16 protein-coding genes and 1 pseudogene are annotated in these 15,661 nt (G+C 65.3%); 14 read left to right on the top strand and 3 right to left on the bottom strand.

Annotation, left to right across the window (positions count from 1 at the left end; genetic code table 11):
- The first annotated feature begins 52 nt into the window (after window positions 1-52).
- The 6 genes from N5C91_RS07050 to N5C91_RS07025 all read left to right on the top strand — a co-directional run bounded on the left by N5C91_RS07050 (window position 53) and on the right by N5C91_RS07025 (window position 6,050).
- Window positions 53-1,123 (top strand): sensor histidine kinase, encoded by a 1,071-nt coding sequence (locus N5C91_RS07050; RefSeq protein ID WP_236172089.1) that lies wholly within the window; start codon window positions 53-55, stop codon window positions 1,121-1,123.
- A gap of 4 nt (window positions 1,124-1,127) precedes the next feature.
- The gene (algR, locus tag N5C91_RS07045; RefSeq protein WP_017521347.1) at window positions 1,128-1,874 is read left to right on the top strand and encodes an alginate biosynthesis regulator AlgR; all 747 of its coding nucleotides are present in this window, start codon (window positions 1,128-1,130) and stop codon (window positions 1,872-1,874) included.
- Between the two features lie 113 nt (window positions 1,875-1,987).
- Complete coding sequence (gene hemC / locus N5C91_RS07040) at window positions 1,988-2,926, top strand: hydroxymethylbilane synthase (RefSeq protein WP_279828696.1); 939 nt, start codon at window positions 1,988-1,990, stop codon at window positions 2,924-2,926.
- Entirely contained in the window at window positions 2,923-3,681 is a 759-nt protein-coding gene (locus N5C91_RS07035) for a uroporphyrinogen-III synthase (protein ID WP_279828695.1), read from the top strand. The genes hemC and N5C91_RS07035 overlap by 4 nt, the downstream gene beginning before the upstream one ends.
- A 27-nt stretch (window positions 3,682-3,708) precedes the next feature.
- Complete coding sequence (locus N5C91_RS07030; protein WP_279828694.1) at window positions 3,709-4,821, top strand: uroporphyrinogen-III C-methyltransferase; 1,113 nt, start codon at window positions 3,709-3,711, stop codon at window positions 4,819-4,821.
- On the top strand, window positions 4,818-6,050 hold the full coding sequence (locus tag N5C91_RS07025; protein WP_279828693.1) for a heme biosynthesis HemY N-terminal domain-containing protein: 1,233 nt from the start codon (window positions 4,818-4,820) through the stop codon (window positions 6,048-6,050). The genes N5C91_RS07030 and N5C91_RS07025 overlap by 4 nt, the downstream gene beginning before the upstream one ends.
- A gap of 48 nt (window positions 6,051-6,098) precedes the next feature.
- Here the strand turns inward: N5C91_RS07025 and N5C91_RS07020 are convergent, their stop codons facing one another.
- Window positions 6,099-7,184 carry a PQQ-dependent sugar dehydrogenase gene (locus N5C91_RS07020; protein WP_279828692.1) on the bottom strand — a complete coding sequence of 362 codons (1,086 nt, stop codon included), beginning with the start codon at window positions 7,182-7,184 and terminating at the stop codon, window positions 6,099-6,101.
- Between the two features lie 116 nt (window positions 7,185-7,300).
- Here N5C91_RS07020 and N5C91_RS07015 point away from each other — a divergent pair, with 116 nt between their 5' ends.
- Complete coding sequence (locus N5C91_RS07015; protein ID WP_054910205.1) at window positions 7,301-7,786, top strand: disulfide bond formation protein B; 486 nt, start codon at window positions 7,301-7,303, stop codon at window positions 7,784-7,786.
- Between the two features lie 257 nt (window positions 7,787-8,043).
- The gene (locus N5C91_RS07010) at window positions 8,044-8,511 is read left to right on the top strand and encodes an Rsd/AlgQ family anti-sigma factor (RefSeq protein WP_045213212.1); all 468 of its coding nucleotides are present in this window, start codon (window positions 8,044-8,046) and stop codon (window positions 8,509-8,511) included.
- Between the two features lie 56 nt (window positions 8,512-8,567).
- On the opposite strand, the gene N5C91_RS07005 is transcribed toward N5C91_RS07010, so the two are convergent.
- Window positions 8,568-9,218 (bottom strand): FKBP-type peptidyl-prolyl cis-trans isomerase, encoded by a 651-nt coding sequence (locus N5C91_RS07005; RefSeq protein WP_279828688.1) that lies wholly within the window; start codon window positions 9,216-9,218, stop codon window positions 8,568-8,570.
- A 127-nt stretch (window positions 9,219-9,345) separates the two neighbouring features.
- On the opposite strand from N5C91_RS07005, the gene N5C91_RS07000 reads away from it, so the two are divergent.
- Entirely contained in the window at window positions 9,346-10,512 is a 1,167-nt protein-coding gene (locus N5C91_RS07000; protein ID WP_279828687.1) for an AlgP family protein, read from the top strand.
- A 3-nt stretch (window positions 10,513-10,515) separates the two neighbouring features.
- Here N5C91_RS07000 and N5C91_RS06995 read toward each other — a convergent pair whose 3' ends face one another.
- Window positions 10,516-10,980, bottom strand: a complete 465-nt coding sequence (locus tag N5C91_RS06995; protein WP_279828686.1) for a TIGR02444 family protein — start codon at window positions 10,978-10,980, stop codon at window positions 10,516-10,518.
- A gap of 47 nt (window positions 10,981-11,027) precedes the next feature.
- Between N5C91_RS06995 and N5C91_RS06990 the strand changes: the two genes are divergently transcribed.
- From N5C91_RS06990 to N5C91_RS06970, 5 genes and pseudogenes are all read left to right on the top strand, one after another.
- Window positions 11,028-12,938 carry an ATP-binding cassette domain-containing protein gene (locus N5C91_RS06990; RefSeq protein WP_236201541.1) on the top strand — a complete coding sequence of 637 codons (1,911 nt, stop codon included), beginning with the start codon at window positions 11,028-11,030 and terminating at the stop codon, window positions 12,936-12,938.
- Window positions 12,938-13,501 carry a mechanosensitive ion channel family protein gene (locus tag N5C91_RS06985; RefSeq protein WP_236172065.1) on the top strand — a complete coding sequence of 188 codons (564 nt, stop codon included), beginning with the start codon at window positions 12,938-12,940 and terminating at the stop codon, window positions 13,499-13,501. The genes N5C91_RS06990 and N5C91_RS06985 overlap by 1 nt, the downstream gene beginning before the upstream one ends.
- Before the next feature lie 15 nt (window positions 13,502-13,516).
- A complete protein-coding gene (locus tag N5C91_RS06980; RefSeq protein WP_236172063.1) occupies window positions 13,517-14,275 on the top strand; it encodes a TerC family protein in 759 nt (252 codons plus the stop codon).
- A gap of 246 nt (window positions 14,276-14,521) precedes the next feature.
- Window positions 14,522-15,151, top strand: coding sequence for a LysE family transporter (locus N5C91_RS06975; protein ID WP_279828685.1), 630 nt, complete (start codon window positions 14,522-14,524; stop codon window positions 15,149-15,151).
- Window positions 15,152-15,290: 139 nt separating this feature from the next.
- Window positions 15,291-15,661, top strand: a pseudogene (locus tag N5C91_RS06970) (cystathionine gamma-synthase); the annotation flags it as partial.

The following is a 15,661-nucleotide window of genomic DNA, read 5'->3' as shown; positions in this document are numbered from 1 at the left end:
TTGGTCGCACGCGGCGCTTGCCGCCGTGCAGGCGCTTACGGAAACTGCGTCGATGCCCATACTGACGAAGACCGGCGACAAGCCGGCGCCCAACGAAGACTTCTTCATTCCCGAACTGTGCCAGCCTGAAGCGCTGTTCAGCCTGGTGCTGCTCGCCGAGTTGCTGGTGCTCGTGCTGGTGCTCGCCGAGCCGATGACGCCCAGCTTCAACTGGGTGCGCCTGGCGCTGGCCTCGCTGTTCGTGCAGTGGATCGTGCTGCTCTCGGCCGGCCTGCTGTGCCAGTTGCGGCCGTTCATGTCGCGCTGGCCTGCCTGGTTCTCCGGGCTGCTCAGCTGCGCTCTGGTGGTCCTGCTGACGCTGGGCTGCACGGCCGTGGCGGATTACTTTTCCCTCGGCGGGCCGATGTCGCGCACCGGCGAGGTCAATCTCTACCTGCGCCACGCGTTGATTGCGCTCATCATGTCTACGCTGTTGCTACGCTACTTTTATCTCCAGAGCCAATGGCGACGGCAGGAGCAGGCTGAGCTGCGGGCGCGGATCGAATCGCTGCAGGCGCGTATCCGTCCGCATTTCCTGTTCAACAGCCTGAACAGCATCGCCAGCCTGATCGAGATCGATCCGGGCAAGGCCGAGCTGGCGGTGCTGAATCTTTCGGACCTTTTTCGCGCCAGCCTGGCCAAACCTGGAACATTAATTTCCTGGGGAGAGGAACTTGAGCTGGCCAGACGCTATCTTTCCATTGAGCAGTTCCGTCTTGGCGACCGGTTACAGATGGACTGGCAGGTGAGCGGCGTGCCCGATGGCGTGCCGATTCCCCAGCTGACGCTGCAGCCGTTGCTCGAGAACTCATTGATTTATGGCATCCAGCCGCGGATCGAAGGCGGTCTGGTGAAAGTTGAGGCGGACTACCGTGACGGTGTGTTCCAGCTCTGCGTGAGCAACCCGTACGACGAATCGACCGAGACGCTGCCCACGAAGGGGACCAAGCAAGCCCTGCAAAATATTGCGGCGCGACTTGCGGCACTTTTCGGGCCAAAAGCTAGTCTCAGCGTCGAGCGCCGTGACGGACGGCACTTCACCTGTCTACGCTATCCATGTGCGCGTCTCATGCAGGAAGCCTGAGCTTATGAATGTCCTGATCGTCGATGACGAACCCCTGGCGCGAGAGCGCCTGGCCCGGCTGGTGGGGCAACTGGACGGCTATCGCGTCCTCGAGCCATCCGCCAGCAACGGCGAAGAAGCGCTGACGCTGATCGACAGCCTGAAGCCGGATATCGTCCTGCTGGATATCCGCATGCCCGGCCTTGACGGGCTTCAGGTGGCCGCCAAGCTGTGCGAGCGTGAAGCCCCGCCGGCGGTGATCTTCTGTACCGCCCACGATGAATTCGCCCTGGAGGCGTTCCAGGTCAGTGCGGTCGGCTACCTGGTCAAGCCGGTCCGCAGCGAGGACCTGGCGGACGCCCTGAAGAAAGCCTCGCGGCCCAACCGTGTGCAGCTGGCGGCGCTGACCAAGCCTCCGGCGGCCGGTGGCCCCGGTCCGCGCAGTCATATCAGCGCGCGGACTCGCAAGGGCATCGAACTGATTCCGCTGGAAGACGTGATCTTCTTCATCGCCGACCACAAGTACGTGACCCTGCGACACGCCGGCGGCGAAGTGCTGCTGGACGAGCCGCTGAAGGCGCTGGAAGACGAGTTCGGTGACCGCTTCGTGCGCATCCACCGCAACGCGCTGGTCTCCCGCGAGCGTATCGAGCGTCTGCAGCGCACGCCGCTGGGGCACTTCCAGCTGTACCTGAAAGGTCTCAACGGCGATGCCCTGACCGTCAGCCGCCGCCACGTTGCCGGCGTGCGGCGACTCATGCACAACCTGTAGCGACACAGTGCCGCAGCGCCTGAAGCCCGGGGGGCGGCCCCCGGGCTTTTCATTTGCGTGAGCTGTTATCATGCGGGCACTTTCTTGCACGCTTCCTTTGCCTGGAAATGCCCATGTCTCGCGAAATCCGTATCGCCACGCGCCAGAGCGCCCTGGCACTCTGGCAGGCCGAATACGTCAAGGCCCGCCTGGAACAGGCCCATCCCGGCCTGACCGTGACCCTCCTGCCGATGACCAGCCGCGGCGACAAACTGCTGGACGCGCCCCTGGCGAAAATCGGTGGCAAGGGCCTGTTCGTCAAGGAGCTGGAAACCGCCCTGCTGGAAAACGAAGCGGACATCGCCGTGCACTCCATGAAGGACGTGCCGATGGACTTCCCCGAGGGCCTGGGCCTGTACTGCATCTGCGAACGTGAAGACCCGCGCGATGCCTTCGTTTCCAATACCTACGCCAGCCTGGACGACCTGCCGGCCGGCAGCGTGGTCGGCACCTCCAGCCTGCGCCGCCAGGCCCAGCTGCTGGCCAGCCGCCCGGACCTGCAGATCCGTTTCCTGCGTGGCAACGTCAACACCCGCCTGGCCAAGCTCGATGCCGGCGAATACGACGCCATCATGCTGGCTGCCGCCGGCCTGATCCGCCTCGGTTTCGAAGATCGCATCCGCTCCTCCATCAGTGTCGAAGCCAGCCTGCCGGCCGGCGGCCAGGGTGCAGTGGGTATCGAGTGCCGCACCGCCGATGCGGAAATCCATGCACTGCTGCAGCCGCTGCATCACCGCGAGACGGCCTTGCGCGTTACTGCCGAGCGCGCACTGAACAAGCGCCTCAATGGTGGTTGCCAGGTGCCCATTGCCTGCTACGCCATCCTCGAAGGTGAGCAACTGTGGCTGCGCGGTCTGGTCGGCCAGCCTGATGGCAGCCAGTTGCTGCGCGCCGAAGCTCGCGCGCCGTTTGCCGATGCCGAAGCCCTCGGCGTGAAGGTCGCGGAAGACCTGCTGGGCCAGGGCGCCGAGGAAATCCTCCGGGCGGTCTACGGCGAGGCCGGTCACCCGTGAGCCGCTGGCGGCTGCTGCTGACCCGTCCCGAAGAGGATTGTGCAGCGCTCGCTGCCATCCTCGCCGAACACGGCATCCACGGCGACTGCCTGCCCTTGCTGGCGATCACGCCGCGCGAAGAGACTCCCGCCGAACGCAGCCTGATCCTTGACCTGGACCGCTATTGCGCGGTTATCGTGGTCAGCAAGCCGGCGGCACGCCTCGGCCTGGAGCGGCTGGACCGCTACTGGCCGCAAGCGCCGCTGACCCAGCGCTGGTTCACCGTCGGCGCCGCCACGGCGGCTATCCTCGAAGACTACGGGCTGGATGTCGTCTGCCCGCAGGACGGCGACGACAGCGAAGCGCTACTGGCCCTGCCGGAGTTCGAGCAGGCCCTGCAGGTGCATGATCCGAAGGTATTGATCATGCGTGGCGAGAGTGGCCGAGAATTCCTTGCCGAGCGCCTGCGCGGCCAAGGCGCGGTGGTCGACTATCTGGAACTCTACCGGCGCGAAATGCCGGCTTACCCCCCGGGCGAATTGCTGCGGCGAATCCAGGGGGAGCGTTTGAACGCCATCGCGGTCAGTAGTGGACAGGGGCTGGAGCACCTGCGGCAACTGGCAGCGGAGAATTGGCCGCAAGTGCGCGCCATGCCCTTGTTCGTACCCAGCCCGCGAGTGGCAGAGCAGGCGCGGGAGATGGGCGCACTGCAAGTAATCGATTGCCGGGGCGCAAGCGCAGCGGCGTTAATGGAAGCGTTGAGAAGCGCCGACTAGAACAATTTTCGAGCGAAGGATGGATCTGTGAGCGAAGCCGTCACTCCCCAAGAGACTTCTCCAACATCGTCCAGTCCGGTCTCCGCGCCGGCCCCGCGCAGGGGTGGCACGGGCATCGCGCTGCTGGCACTGCTGGTCGGGGCCGCTGGCCTCGCCGCAGGTGGCTGGGGCGTCTGGCAGGTCCAGCAGCTCAAGGGCGCCGAGCAGCAGCGCGCCGCACAACTGGAAGATGCCCGCGCCCAGGCGCAGGGCGTGCAGAGCGCCAACGCTGAGCTGAACAAGCGCCTGGATACCCTGCCCAACGCTGATGAACTCGAAGCCCGTCGGCGTCTGGTGGTGGAGCTGCAGGGCGACCAGCAGCAGTTGGCCAAGCAGATCAAGCAGGTGCTGGGGCAGAGTCGCCAGCAGTGGCGGCTGGCCGAATCCGAGCATCTGCTGCGCCTGGCCGCGCTGCGCCTCTCTGCGCTGCAGGACATCGACAGCGCCACCGAGCTGGTGCAGGGCGCGGACGACATCCTTCGCGTGAACAACGATCCGGGCGCCTTCGCCGCCCGCGCACAACTGGCCAAGAGCCTTGAAGCGCTGCGCGCATTGCCGCGTCCGGACCGCACCGGACTCTTCCTGCAACTGGGCGCGCTGCGCGACCAGGCGGCCCAGCTGCAACCGCTGAATCCGGCATTCAAACCCTCCGAGGGCGGTACCGGCCCAAGCACCGCCTGGGGCGACGGCAGCAGCACCTGGGACCAGTGGTGGGAGCGCATCTCGCGCTACGTGCGCATCGACTTCAACGCCGGGCAGGACATCCGCCCGCTGCTCTCTGGCCAACAGCTGGACCGCGTCCGTCTCGCCCTGAGCCTCGCCCTCGAGCAGGCACAATGGGCCGCGCTGAACGGCAAGCAGGACGTCTACGAGCAGGCACTGAAGCAGGCCAGGCAGATCGTTGGCGACTTCTTCAATGCCGACCTCGCCGACAGCCGCGCTCTGCTCGCGCGCCTGGATGAGCTCAGCGGCCAGGCCGTTACCGTGCAGACGCCGGACCTGGGCCCTGCCCTGAGTTCGCTGCAGGCCTACCTGTCGCGCCGCGAGAACGCGGTGCAGCAGCAGGAGGCGGTGGCGCCGGACGCGGGGACCCAGCCATGAGTCGCGTCTACGTCCTGATTCTCGCCGTGGTCCTGGCGGCCACTCTGATCGGGCTGGCCATTGCCGAACAGTCAGGCTACGTGCTGATTGCCTACAAGAGTTTCCGCTACGAATCGAGCCTGTGGACCTTCCTCGCGCTGCTGGTGGTGCTCTGGGTGATCTACCTCGCCGTACGTCTGGCATTGCGCCTGCTGGGCGTCTCCGGGCGGGTGGTGAACCCCTGGTCGCGCTTCAACCGTCGGCGCCGTTCGCAACTGGCCGAGGAACATGGCCAGCGCGATCTCGCCGAGGGACACTGGGCGCAGGCGCTGCGCCACCTGCGGCGTGCCGCCGAACTGAGCGACCGCCCGCTGCCGCATTACCTGGGCGCCGCGCGCGCGGCCAACGAGCTGGGCAAGACCGACGAGTGCGATGAACTGCTGGACCGCGCCCAGGAGCGCGAGCCCGGCGCTGAGCTTGCCGTGGGTCTGACCCGCGCGCAGTTGCTGATCAATCGCGGCGATTTCACCCGCGCCCGCGTGGTGCTGGACAAGCTGCACCAGGATCATCCGCGTCATCCGACCGTGCTGCGCCTGCTCCAGCAGCTCTACGTCAGCCTCCACGAATGGCAGGCGTTGTGTGTATTGCTGCCCGAGTTGCGCAAGGAGCGCGTGCTGCAGAACGCCGAGCTGGCGGACCTGGAGCGCCGTACCTGGATGGCTGCGCTGGGCGAGGCGGGCGAGCGGGGCGTCGGCCAGGGCGAAAGCAGCCTGCAGCCGCTGACCCAGCGCTGGCAGAACGTACCTGCCAACCTTCGTGCGCAGCCACCGCTGGTGGCCGCCTATGCCGAACAACTGCTGCGTCTGGGCGCGCCGGAAGAGGCCGAGGAAGTGCTGCGCAAGGCCCTCAAGGAAGGCTACGACAGCCGTCTGGTGCATCTCTATGGCCGTGCTCGTGGCCGCGACGGCGCGCACCAGTTGAAGACCGCCGAAGGCTGGTTGAAGCAGCATGGCGATGACCCCGAGCTCCTGCTGACCCTGGGCCGGCTGTGCCTGCAGAACAAGCTGTGGGGCAAGGCGCGCGAATATCTGGAAGCCAGCCTGGTACGCCAGCGCAGCGCGGAAACCTGTGCCGAGCTGGCGAGGCTGCTGGCGCAACTGGGTGAAGTGGAGCGCAGCAACCAGCTGTTCCAGGAAGGCCTTGGCTTGCTGGCGCCGCCGGTATCGCAGGCGATCGCGGTGCGCGCCTGATCCTGTCGATGCAAGTGAAAACGGCGCCCTTGGGCGCCGTTTTCATTTTCAGGGCTTGCCGTAGCCGATGCGGTAGATCGCGCCATTCTGATCGTCGCTGACCAGCAACGAGCCGTCCGGTGCCACCAGTACGTCGGCAGGTCGGCCGTGAACCTCGCCGTTGCTGTCCAGCCATCCTTCGGCGAACACGCTCTGACGCTTCAGCGTGCCGTCATCGTTGAGCTCGACCCGCTTCACCCGATAGCCGATCTTCTGCGTGCGGTTCCACGAGCCGTGCTCGGCGATGAACAGGTTATTGCGGTACTCGGCGGGGAACTGCTCGCCGGTGTAGAAGCGCAGCCCCAGTGCGGCGACGTGCGGGCCGAGCTTGGCCACCGGAGGGGTGAACGCGGAGCAGGGCTTCCTGCCTTCTTCGGGGTCGGCGATGTCGCCCTGGTGGCAGTCGGGGTAGCCAAAGTCCTCGCCCACCTTGCTGAGCTTGTTCAGCTCGTCATCAGGCTTGTCGTCACCGAGCAGGTCGCGCCCGTTGTCGGTGAACCACAGCTGGTTCGTCTGCGGGTGCCAGGTGAATCCAACCGTATTGCGGATGCCGTAGGCCACCACTTCCCGCGCACTGCCGTCGGCATTCATGCGCTGCAGGTTGGCGTACTGCTCGCGATCCGGACGGCAGATGTTGCATGGCGCGCCGACCGGCACATAAAGCTTGTCGTCGGGGGCGAAGGCGATGAACTTCCAGCCGTGCGCGGTCTCCTGCGGAAACTTTGCCGGTAGCTCCTCAGCCTTGGGTGGTGCATCGAGGTGCGCCTCGATGTCGCGCAGTACGACGACGCGGTTGACCGAGGAAACGTAGAGGTCCCCCTTGTGGAAGGTCACGCCCACGGGCATCTGCAGGCCATTGGCGAGCGCCTTCACCTGGCCGTCGGGTTTCACCGCATAGATCCTGTCGGCGGAGCGACTGCCCACGAACAGCGTGCCCCGGTCGCCCCAGGCCATGGCGCGGGCGCCAGGGACCTGATCGGTGAGAAGGCTGATGTGGAAGCCTTCGGGCAGGCGAATTTTGCTGAGATCGGTAGCAGCAATGGCCGGTGCTGTTGTCAGGGAAAGCAGCGAGCAAAGTAGGAAATGACGACGCATGGCATGGATTCCCGGATGAGTGCCACGGCCAGTCTAGACACTTGCCTTGAACTGATCGCCGTGTTTCCTCTACCGTAGCGGCCTTTCCTGCAACAGCGCTTTTCAGCGGAGCCGCCATGAACCTGGCCAGCCCTCGGTCCCTGTTCTTCCTTGCCTTCCTCGCCTGCGTCGCCATGCTTGGCACCGGGTTCTACCTGCAGTACATGGTCGGGCTGGAGCCCTGCCCGCTGTGTATCCTGCAGCGTATTTTCTTCGCGGGCTGCGGTCTGTTCTCGCTGATCGCCGCACTGCACGGCCGCGCACCGCGCGTGTACTCGGTGTTGATCCTGCTCTGCGCCCTGGGTGGCGCCGGCACCGCGGGCCGCCAGGTATGGCTGCAGACTCTGCCGCCGGACCAACTGCCGTCCTGCCTGCCGCCGCTGGAATACATGATGGAGAGCATGCCCTATGCCGACATCATCTGGACCATGTTCCACGGCTCGGCCGACTGCGCCGAAGTGTCCTGGACCCTGCTCGGCCTGAGCATTCCGGAGTGGAGCCTGCTGGCTTTCATCGGTTTCGCCCTGTTCGCCATCGTGCAGTTCTTCCGCCGCCGCGGCTGAGCGTCGCATCTCAATTCGCCATGGCCTGCGCCGTATCGGCGCAGGCCAGAGGCGTCGCGGTCTGTCGATTAAACGCTCGTATGAATTTTCCCGTTGCCGGTGTCTTGAAGGCGATAACGGGCGGGCATACTCTGGTTTTCCACTCCGTCGGAAAGCCGCCGCCGAACAAGCTTCATACATCGCGGACGTCGAGATTCGACAGAATATTGTCCCGGGGCGGACATTGCCGGGACGGCGAAAAGGGAAGTGAGGACAACATGCTCGAGAGCTGCCGTAATGCCCAGGAACGTTGGGGAGGCGTACACCAGCTGATCGACCGCTGGTTGCGGGATCGACATGAATTGGTCCGGGCATTCGATTCCCTGGACGGTGTCCAGGCGCCGAAGACCAATGCCGAGAACCTGCAAAGCTTCTGTCAGCTACTGCTCGACTATGTGTCGGCAGGCCATTTCGAAGTCTACGAACAGCTGATGAACGAGGCACAGGCCTTCGGTGATACACGGGGCCTGGAACTGGCCAAGCAGATCTATCCGCGCCTCGAAACCATCACCGCCAATGCGCTGAACTTCAATGACCGCTGTGATAATGGCGACTGCCGTGAAGGTACTTGCCTGACCAGTGAGCTGAAGAGCCTGCGCCAGCAACTGCACGAACGCTTCGAGCTGGAAGACTGCCTGATCGAAGTGCTGCACAACTCCCACGAGCAGAAAGCCGTCACGGCCTGAGCGATGGCGAGCCCCCCGACGGCGCGAGCGCTCGATGCACTCGCGCCGTTTTCGTTTCAGTGACTCTCGAGCAACTCGATCTCGAAGACCAGCGGGGCATAGGGCGGGATCAGATCGCCGGCGCCTTCCGCTCCATAAGCCTGTGCCGATGGCACCACGATGCGCCAGCGCGCACCGGGCGACATCATGGGCAATACGCTGCGCCAACCGGCAATGATCGCGTCGAGGCGGAACCACTGCGGCGAATTGCTCGCATCGAACTGACTGCCATCGGCGAGGGTGCCGATGTAGTTCACCTTCGCTTCGCGCATCTGCGCATTCGCCACTCCACGCCCGGCACGAAGCTCCTGGACCAGCACGCCATCGGGCAGTTGGCGAACACCGTAGCGCGCTTTTTCGTTGGCCAGGAAACGCCGTTCGGCAGCCATCGCCTGCTCGCTCGCGGCGGCCTGTGGTTGCGCTGCGTCGTGCTGCCTTTCGTGGGCGGCGAGCACGGCCTGCATGCGTTGTTCGGAGAGTGCCGGCGCCTCGCCGCGATAGCCCTGGCGCAGGCCTTCCAGCAGGTCTGCGACGGCTATTCCAGGCACTTCCTGCTGCAGTCGCTGACCCAGCTCGACGCCCAGGCTGTAGGCCAGTTCGTCCTTTGGCGCGGCAGCGCTGACGACGGGGGAAAACAGTGCAAGGCAGATCAGGCAGTGGCGATGCATCGCTTCATCCGTGTGTGAAAACCGCTGGAGATTATGCCTGCCGCGGGCTCCAGCTCAATCAGGACATTGGCGAGAGGCCGTGTGCGGGGCTAGTATGGGCGCAACCACGTCCGCCAGGAGGCACGTCATGTCGGCCAACAAGAAACCCGTCACTACCCCTCTGCATCTGCTGCACCAGCTGTCCAACAGTCTGATCGAACACCTCGAAGGTGCCTGCAAGCAGGCGCTCGTCGATTCCGAAAAGCTGCTCGCCAAGCTCGAGAAGCAACGCGGCAAGGCACAGGAGAAGCTGCACAAGGCTCGCGCCAAGCTGCAGGAAGCGACCAAGGCTGGCAAGGCGAAGGCGCAGGCGAAAGCCAAGTCGACCATCGCTGAAATCGACGGCGCACTGGATATCCTGAAAACTCGCCAGACTGAAACCCGCGCCTACATCGCCAACCTCAAGCGCGATGTGCAGGAGAGCCTGAAGCTCGCCCAGGGCGTGACCAAGGTGAAGGAAGCCGCTGGCAAATCCCTCGCTACCCGCAAGCCGGCTGCTGCCGCTGCCAAACCGGTTGCCAGGGCTGCCACCAAGCCGGCTGCCAAACCGGCCGTGAAAGCTGCCGCCAAGCCAGCTGCAAAAGCTGCGGCAAAACCCGCTGCCAAGCCGGCCGCCAAGGTTGCCGCTGCCAAGCCGGCGGCTAAAGCAGCTGCCAAACCGGCTGCCAAGCCTGCCGCAAAAGCTGCCGCCAAGCCTGCTGCCAAACCGGCCGCGCGCACTGCCGCTGCCAAGCCTGCCGCTGCTAAACCCGCGGCTAAGCCTGCCGCCAGGCCCGCTGCGAAAGCCACCGCCAGGCCCGCTGCGAAAGCCACCGCCAAGCCGGCAGCCAAACCCGCCGCCAAGGCTGCTGCCAAACCAGCTGCGAAGCCTGCCGCTGCTGCAGCCAAGCCTGCTGCGAAAGCCGCTGCCAAGCCGGCCGCCAAACCCGCTGCGAAGCCTGCCGCCAAGCCTGCTGCGAAAGCCGCCGCCAAGCCCGCCGCGAAACCGGCAGCCAAGCCTGCGGCTGCCAAACCCGCCGTCAAACCGGCTGCGAAACCGGCTGCCAAGCCCGCGGTGAAAGCCGCTGCCAAGCCTGCCGCAAAACCGGCCGCCAAGCCTGCCGCTGCGAAGCCCGCCGCCGTTGCCAAACCGGCCGCTCCGGCTGCTCCGAGTGCACCGGCTGCCCAGCCGAGCACTCCGGCCGCTACCCCGGTTTCCAGTGCTACTCCGGCGCCGGTAACTCCGGCCAGCAGCAACTCCTCCAGCGCTTCCTGAGGCTCAGGAGAGGCTCGCCGCGATGCGCAGGGTTTCCCGCGCATCGCGGCGCAAGCCGCCCGCGTCACCCGCCGCTGCATCCAGCCAGCGCACGAGATCTTCCGCTTCGCCCCGTGGCCAGTTCTTCGCCGCGTCCTGCAATCTCTCCAGCAGCACCTTTTCCGCATCCAGCTCAAGGCGTTTGAGCCGTTCGCGCAGTGCCGCCAGGTCCGCATCCCGGTTTGCAGCGTCGCGCCAGTTCCGGCGCAGCGAGCGCAACGGCACTATCACCTCGTCACGCCAGTTCATCGCGATAACTTTCAGCTCGTTCATCCGGGGTTCGGAGAACGCCGCTCCCGCGCTTCCCAGCCAGGCTGCGCCAAGCAGCAGGCAGACGTCCGTGCCGTCTTCCTGCAGCGCCAGGCAAACCGCCTCAACCCCAGGGCGGGCGTAGAGTTTCAGCGCATACGACCAGACATCATCAGACATAGAGCACCCACAGCGATTGCCAGGCGAAGCTGATAAACTCCGCCGCCATGATTCGACTACAAAATCTTACGCTACAGCGTGGCCCCCAGCGCTTGCTGGAAGGTGCCGAACTCACCCTGCACGCCGGACAGAAAGTCGGCCTGATCGGCGCCAACGGTGCCGGCAAGTCGAGCCTGTTCGCCCTGCTGCGCGGCCAACTCGGCCAGGACGCCGGCGACTGCTATGTGCCTGCCGACTGGCGCATCGCGCATATGCGCCAGGAAGTCGATACCCTCGACCGCCTCGCCGTCGACTACGTGCTCGACGGCGACGTACATCTGCGCAAGATCCAGGCCGACCTCGTCGCGGCCGAAGAGGCCCACGACGGCACCGCTATCGCGCGCCTGCACAGCGAGCTGGACAGCGCCGACGGCTACACCGCTGACGCCCGTGCTCGCAAGCTGCTGGCGGGCCTGGGCTTCACCTCCGAACAGATGGATCGCCGAGTCGGCGACTTCTCCGGTGGTTGGCGGATGCGCCTGAACCTCGCACAGGCGCTGATGTGTCCGTCCGAATTGCTGCTGCTCGACGAGCCCACCAACCACCTCGACCTCGATGCCATCCTCTGGCTGGAAGAGTGGCTCAAAGGCTATCCGGGCACGCTGCTGCTGATTTCCCACGATCGCGACTTCCTCGATGCCGTGGTAGATAACATCGCCCACCTGGAGCAGTGCAAGCTTACCTTGTACCGCGGCGGCTACTCGGCCTTCGAGCGCACCCGCGCCGAGCGTCTGGCGCAGCAGCAGCAGGCCTTCGAGAAGCAGCAGGCGCAGCGCGCGCACATGGAAAAGTACATTGCCCGCTTCCGCGCCCAGGCCACCAAGGCCCGCCAGGCGCAGAGCCGGATCAAGGCGCTGGAGCGTCTGGAAGAGCTGGCGCCGGCGCATATCGACTCGCCGTTCGACTTCGCCTTCCGCGAGTCCGACAAGATCTCCAGCCCGCTGCTCAACCTGTCCGAGGCCCGCCTGGGCTACGGCGACAAGGCCGTGCTGGAGAAGGTCAAGCTGCAACTGGTTCCAGGTGCGCGCATCGGCCTGCTGGGGCCGAACGGCGCAGGCAAGTCGACGCTGATCAAGACCCTGTCCGGCGATCTGTCGTTGCTGGCCGGTGAACTGAGCCGCGGTGAAAACCTCGCCATCGGCTACTTCGCCCAGCATCAACTCGACTCGCTCGACCCCAAGGCCAGCCCGCTGCTGCACCTGGCGCGCATCGCGCCGGCCGAGCGTGAACAGACCCTGCGTGACTTCCTTGGTGGTTTTGATTTCCGTGGCGAGCGCTGCGACGAGCCGGTGCTGAATTTCTCCGGTGGCGAGAAGGCGCGCCTGGCCCTGGCGCTGATCGCCTGGCAGAAGCCCAATCTGCTGCTGCTCGACGAACCGACCAACCACCTCGACCTGGAGATGCGCCTGGCGCTGACCCTGGCGCTGCAGGAGTTCTCCGGCGCCGTGGTGGTGGTGTCGCACGATCGGCACCTGCTCAAGAGCACTACCGACGAGTTCCTGCTGGTAGCCGATGGGCACATCCGCGAGTTCGACGGCGACCTTGAGGACTACGCCCGCTGGCTGGTGGATTTCCGCGCCCGCCAGACGCCGTCTGCACCAACCGCGCCGGCCGGCGACAAGACCGACAAGCGCGCACAGCGGCAGGCCGCCGCCGCCCTGCGCCAGCAACTCGCTCCGCACAAGCGCGAGGCGGACAAGCTGGAGAAGGAACTGGGCAAGGTCCATGAGCAGCTTGCCGAGCTGGAGCAGCGGCTGGGCGACAGCGCGCTCTACGATGCCGCGCGCAAGGACGAGCTGCGCGATCTGCTAGCCCGCCAGGCGACACTGAAAGGTCGCGAGAGCGAGCTGGAAGAGTCCTGGCTGATGGCCCTGGAAACCCTCGAAGAGTTGCAGCGCCAACTCGAGGCCAGTGAGTGATGAATGACGTGAACCTGCTGGTGGCGTGGAGCGAACCGCTGCTGCGTGGCGGGCAGATCATTCTCATCCTGCTGCTGGCCTGGGTGGTGCAGCGCATCGTGACGCGCGCCATCAGCCGCCTCGGCGAGCGCTATCCGATGCCGCCGGAGCTGTTGCTGCCGCTGCGCGGAGGCCTGCGCTGGCTGATCATGGGCTCGGCAGTGATGCTGGTGCTGGAGCGCCTGGGTGTCTCCGCCGACGTGCTCTGGGCCGCGCTGACCGGTTTCGCGGCGGTGGCTGCGGTGGCCTTCTTCGCCATCTGGAGCGTGCTGTCCAACCTGTTCTGCGCCTTGATGATCTTCACCATGGGGCCGTTCCGCCTGGGCGACCGCGTGGAGGTCATCGAGTCCGCCGACAAGCCTGGTGTGAAGGGCCGGGTCGTGGCAATCAACCTGCTCTACACCACCCTGGAAGAAGTCGCCGAGGACGGCGCGCCGGGCGCACTCCTGCAAGTACCGAACAACCTGTTCTTCCAGAAGGCCATCCGCCGCTGGCGCGGCCCGAATTTTCCCACCACCCCCTGACGGACGTCCCCCACTATGGAATGGCTCACAAGCCCTGAGATCTGGGTTGCCTTTCTGACCCTGACTGCCCTGGAAATCGTACTGGGCATCGATAACATCATCTTCATCTCGATCCTGGTCGGCCGCCTGCCGCCGGAGCAGCAACCCAAGGCGCGCTTCTTCGGCCTGGCACTGGCGATGGGCACGCGCATCCTGCTGCTGCTGTCGATCACCTGGGTGATGCGCCTGACCGCTGACCTGTTCACCGTGTTCGACCACGGTATTTCCGGGCGCGACCTGATCCTGTTCTTCGGCGGCCTGTTCCTGCTGTTCAAGAGCACCATGGAAATCTTCCACAGCCTCGAAGGCGCGGAAGAGGGCGGCCAGCAGGGCGGCAAGTCTCGCGGCTTCATGGGCATCATCATCCAGATCGCGATCATCGACATCGTCTTCTCCCTGGACTCGGTGATCACCGCCGTGGGCCTGGTGCAGCACGTGCCGGTGATGGTCGCTGCCATCGTCATCTCGGTCGGCGTGATGATGCTGTCGGCCGGCACCATCAGCGCCTTCATCGAGAAGCACCCGTCGCTGAAGATGCTGGCGTTGTCGTTCCTCATCGTGGTCGGCACCGTGCTGATCGCCGAGGCCTTCGAGATCCACGTGCCCAAGGGGTACGTGTACTTCGCCATGGCCTTCTCGCTGGCGGTGGAGGCAATCAACATCCGCCTGCGCGGCGCCCTGGCGCGCAAGCGCGGCGAGGAACCGGTGAAGCTGCGCAAGGACATTCCGAGCTGATCGGCCTGCGTTGACGAAAAAAGCCCGGCCTGGTGCCGGGCTTTTTCTTGGGCACTTCGTAGGAGTGAGCTTGCTCGCCAACAGAGTTTCCTGCGACTCCGCAGCGGAGGCGGTTCGCGAGCAAGCTCGCTCCTACAAGGGAGGCCTGCGACCTTCGTCGGCAATGCTGGGCGATGCGGCGCGACTGAGGCACACTGGGCCTCCGTAACAAATTATTGCGCCTGCCTGGGCGCCGTGAGGTTCGCAATGCTCGCCAGTACCTGGTTCGCCTTCTTCATTGCCTGCTGGGTGATCAGCCTGTCGCCCGGCGCCGGGGCCATCGCCTCGATGTCCTGCGGGCTGCAATACGGCTTCTGGCACGGCTACTGGAACGCCCTGGGCCTGCAGATCGGCCTTGCCCTGCAGATCGCCATCGTCGCCGCCGGCGTCGGTGCGCTGCTCTCCGCCTCCGCAGTGGCCTTCAGTGCGATCAAGTGGTTCGGCGTGGTCTACCTGGTCTACCTCGCCTACCGCCAGTGGACCGCTGCTCCGCAGGTCATGGCGGCCAGCGGCGAGCGCCCCATCGGTCGGCCGCTGACCCTTGTGCTGCGTGGTTTTCTGGTCAACGCCAGCAACCCCAAGGCGGTGATCTTCATGCTCGCGGTGCTGCCGCAGTTCGTCGATCCGCACCGGCCGATGGCGATCCAGTACGTGATCATGGGCGCGACCATGATCACCGTGGACCTGATCGTCATGGCCGGCTACACCGGATTGGCCGCCCGTGTGTTGCGTGCATTGCGCTCGCAGCGCCAGCAGCGGGTGATGAATCGTACTTTCGCTACCCTTTTCGTGGGCGCCGCGGCGCTGCTCGCTACCGTCCGCCGCGCCCCGGCCTGAGGGCGTTTGCGGCTTATTTGGGGGCATGTCGGGGCGGCCTCAAAGTCGCTCCGGGCGCAACTGTGCGGGACATTGTCCTTGCATAGACGGAAACCTGAGGTGACAATTTAACCTCTTTCATTCTCATTTGCCTTCCCGTATGCGCCCCTCCAAACTTTTCGTCTGGCTGTTACCGCTGGTCGGTCTCTTCAGCCTTGGAGCTCAAGCCGACACGGCCGTCGACCCCTCCCAAGCTCTTCACCTGCTCAGCTATCTCGCTGCCGACTACCCGGCCACCGTCACCGACGGCAAGGTTGTCGACGAGAGCGAATACAAGGAGCAACTGGAGTTCGTCGGCAATCTGCAGGCTCTGATCCTCACGCTGCCGGCCCGCCCTGAACTTGCCGACCTGGAAAAGGACGCTGCCAGCCTCAAGCAGGCCATCGAGCAGCGTCATCCAGGCAAGCAGGTCGCCCAGCAGGCTCGTCACCTGGAGGCGCGCGTCGCCGATATCTACCAGGTGGTGCAGAC

This window comes from Pseudomonas sp. GD03903 (assembly GCF_029840045.1).
Taxonomy (GTDB): Bacteria; Pseudomonadota; Gammaproteobacteria; order Pseudomonadales; family Pseudomonadaceae; genus Pseudomonas; species Pseudomonas pseudonitroreducens.
The sequence above is the reverse complement of the archived record's forward strand: the minus strand, read 5'-3'. Positions and strand labels throughout refer to the sequence as shown.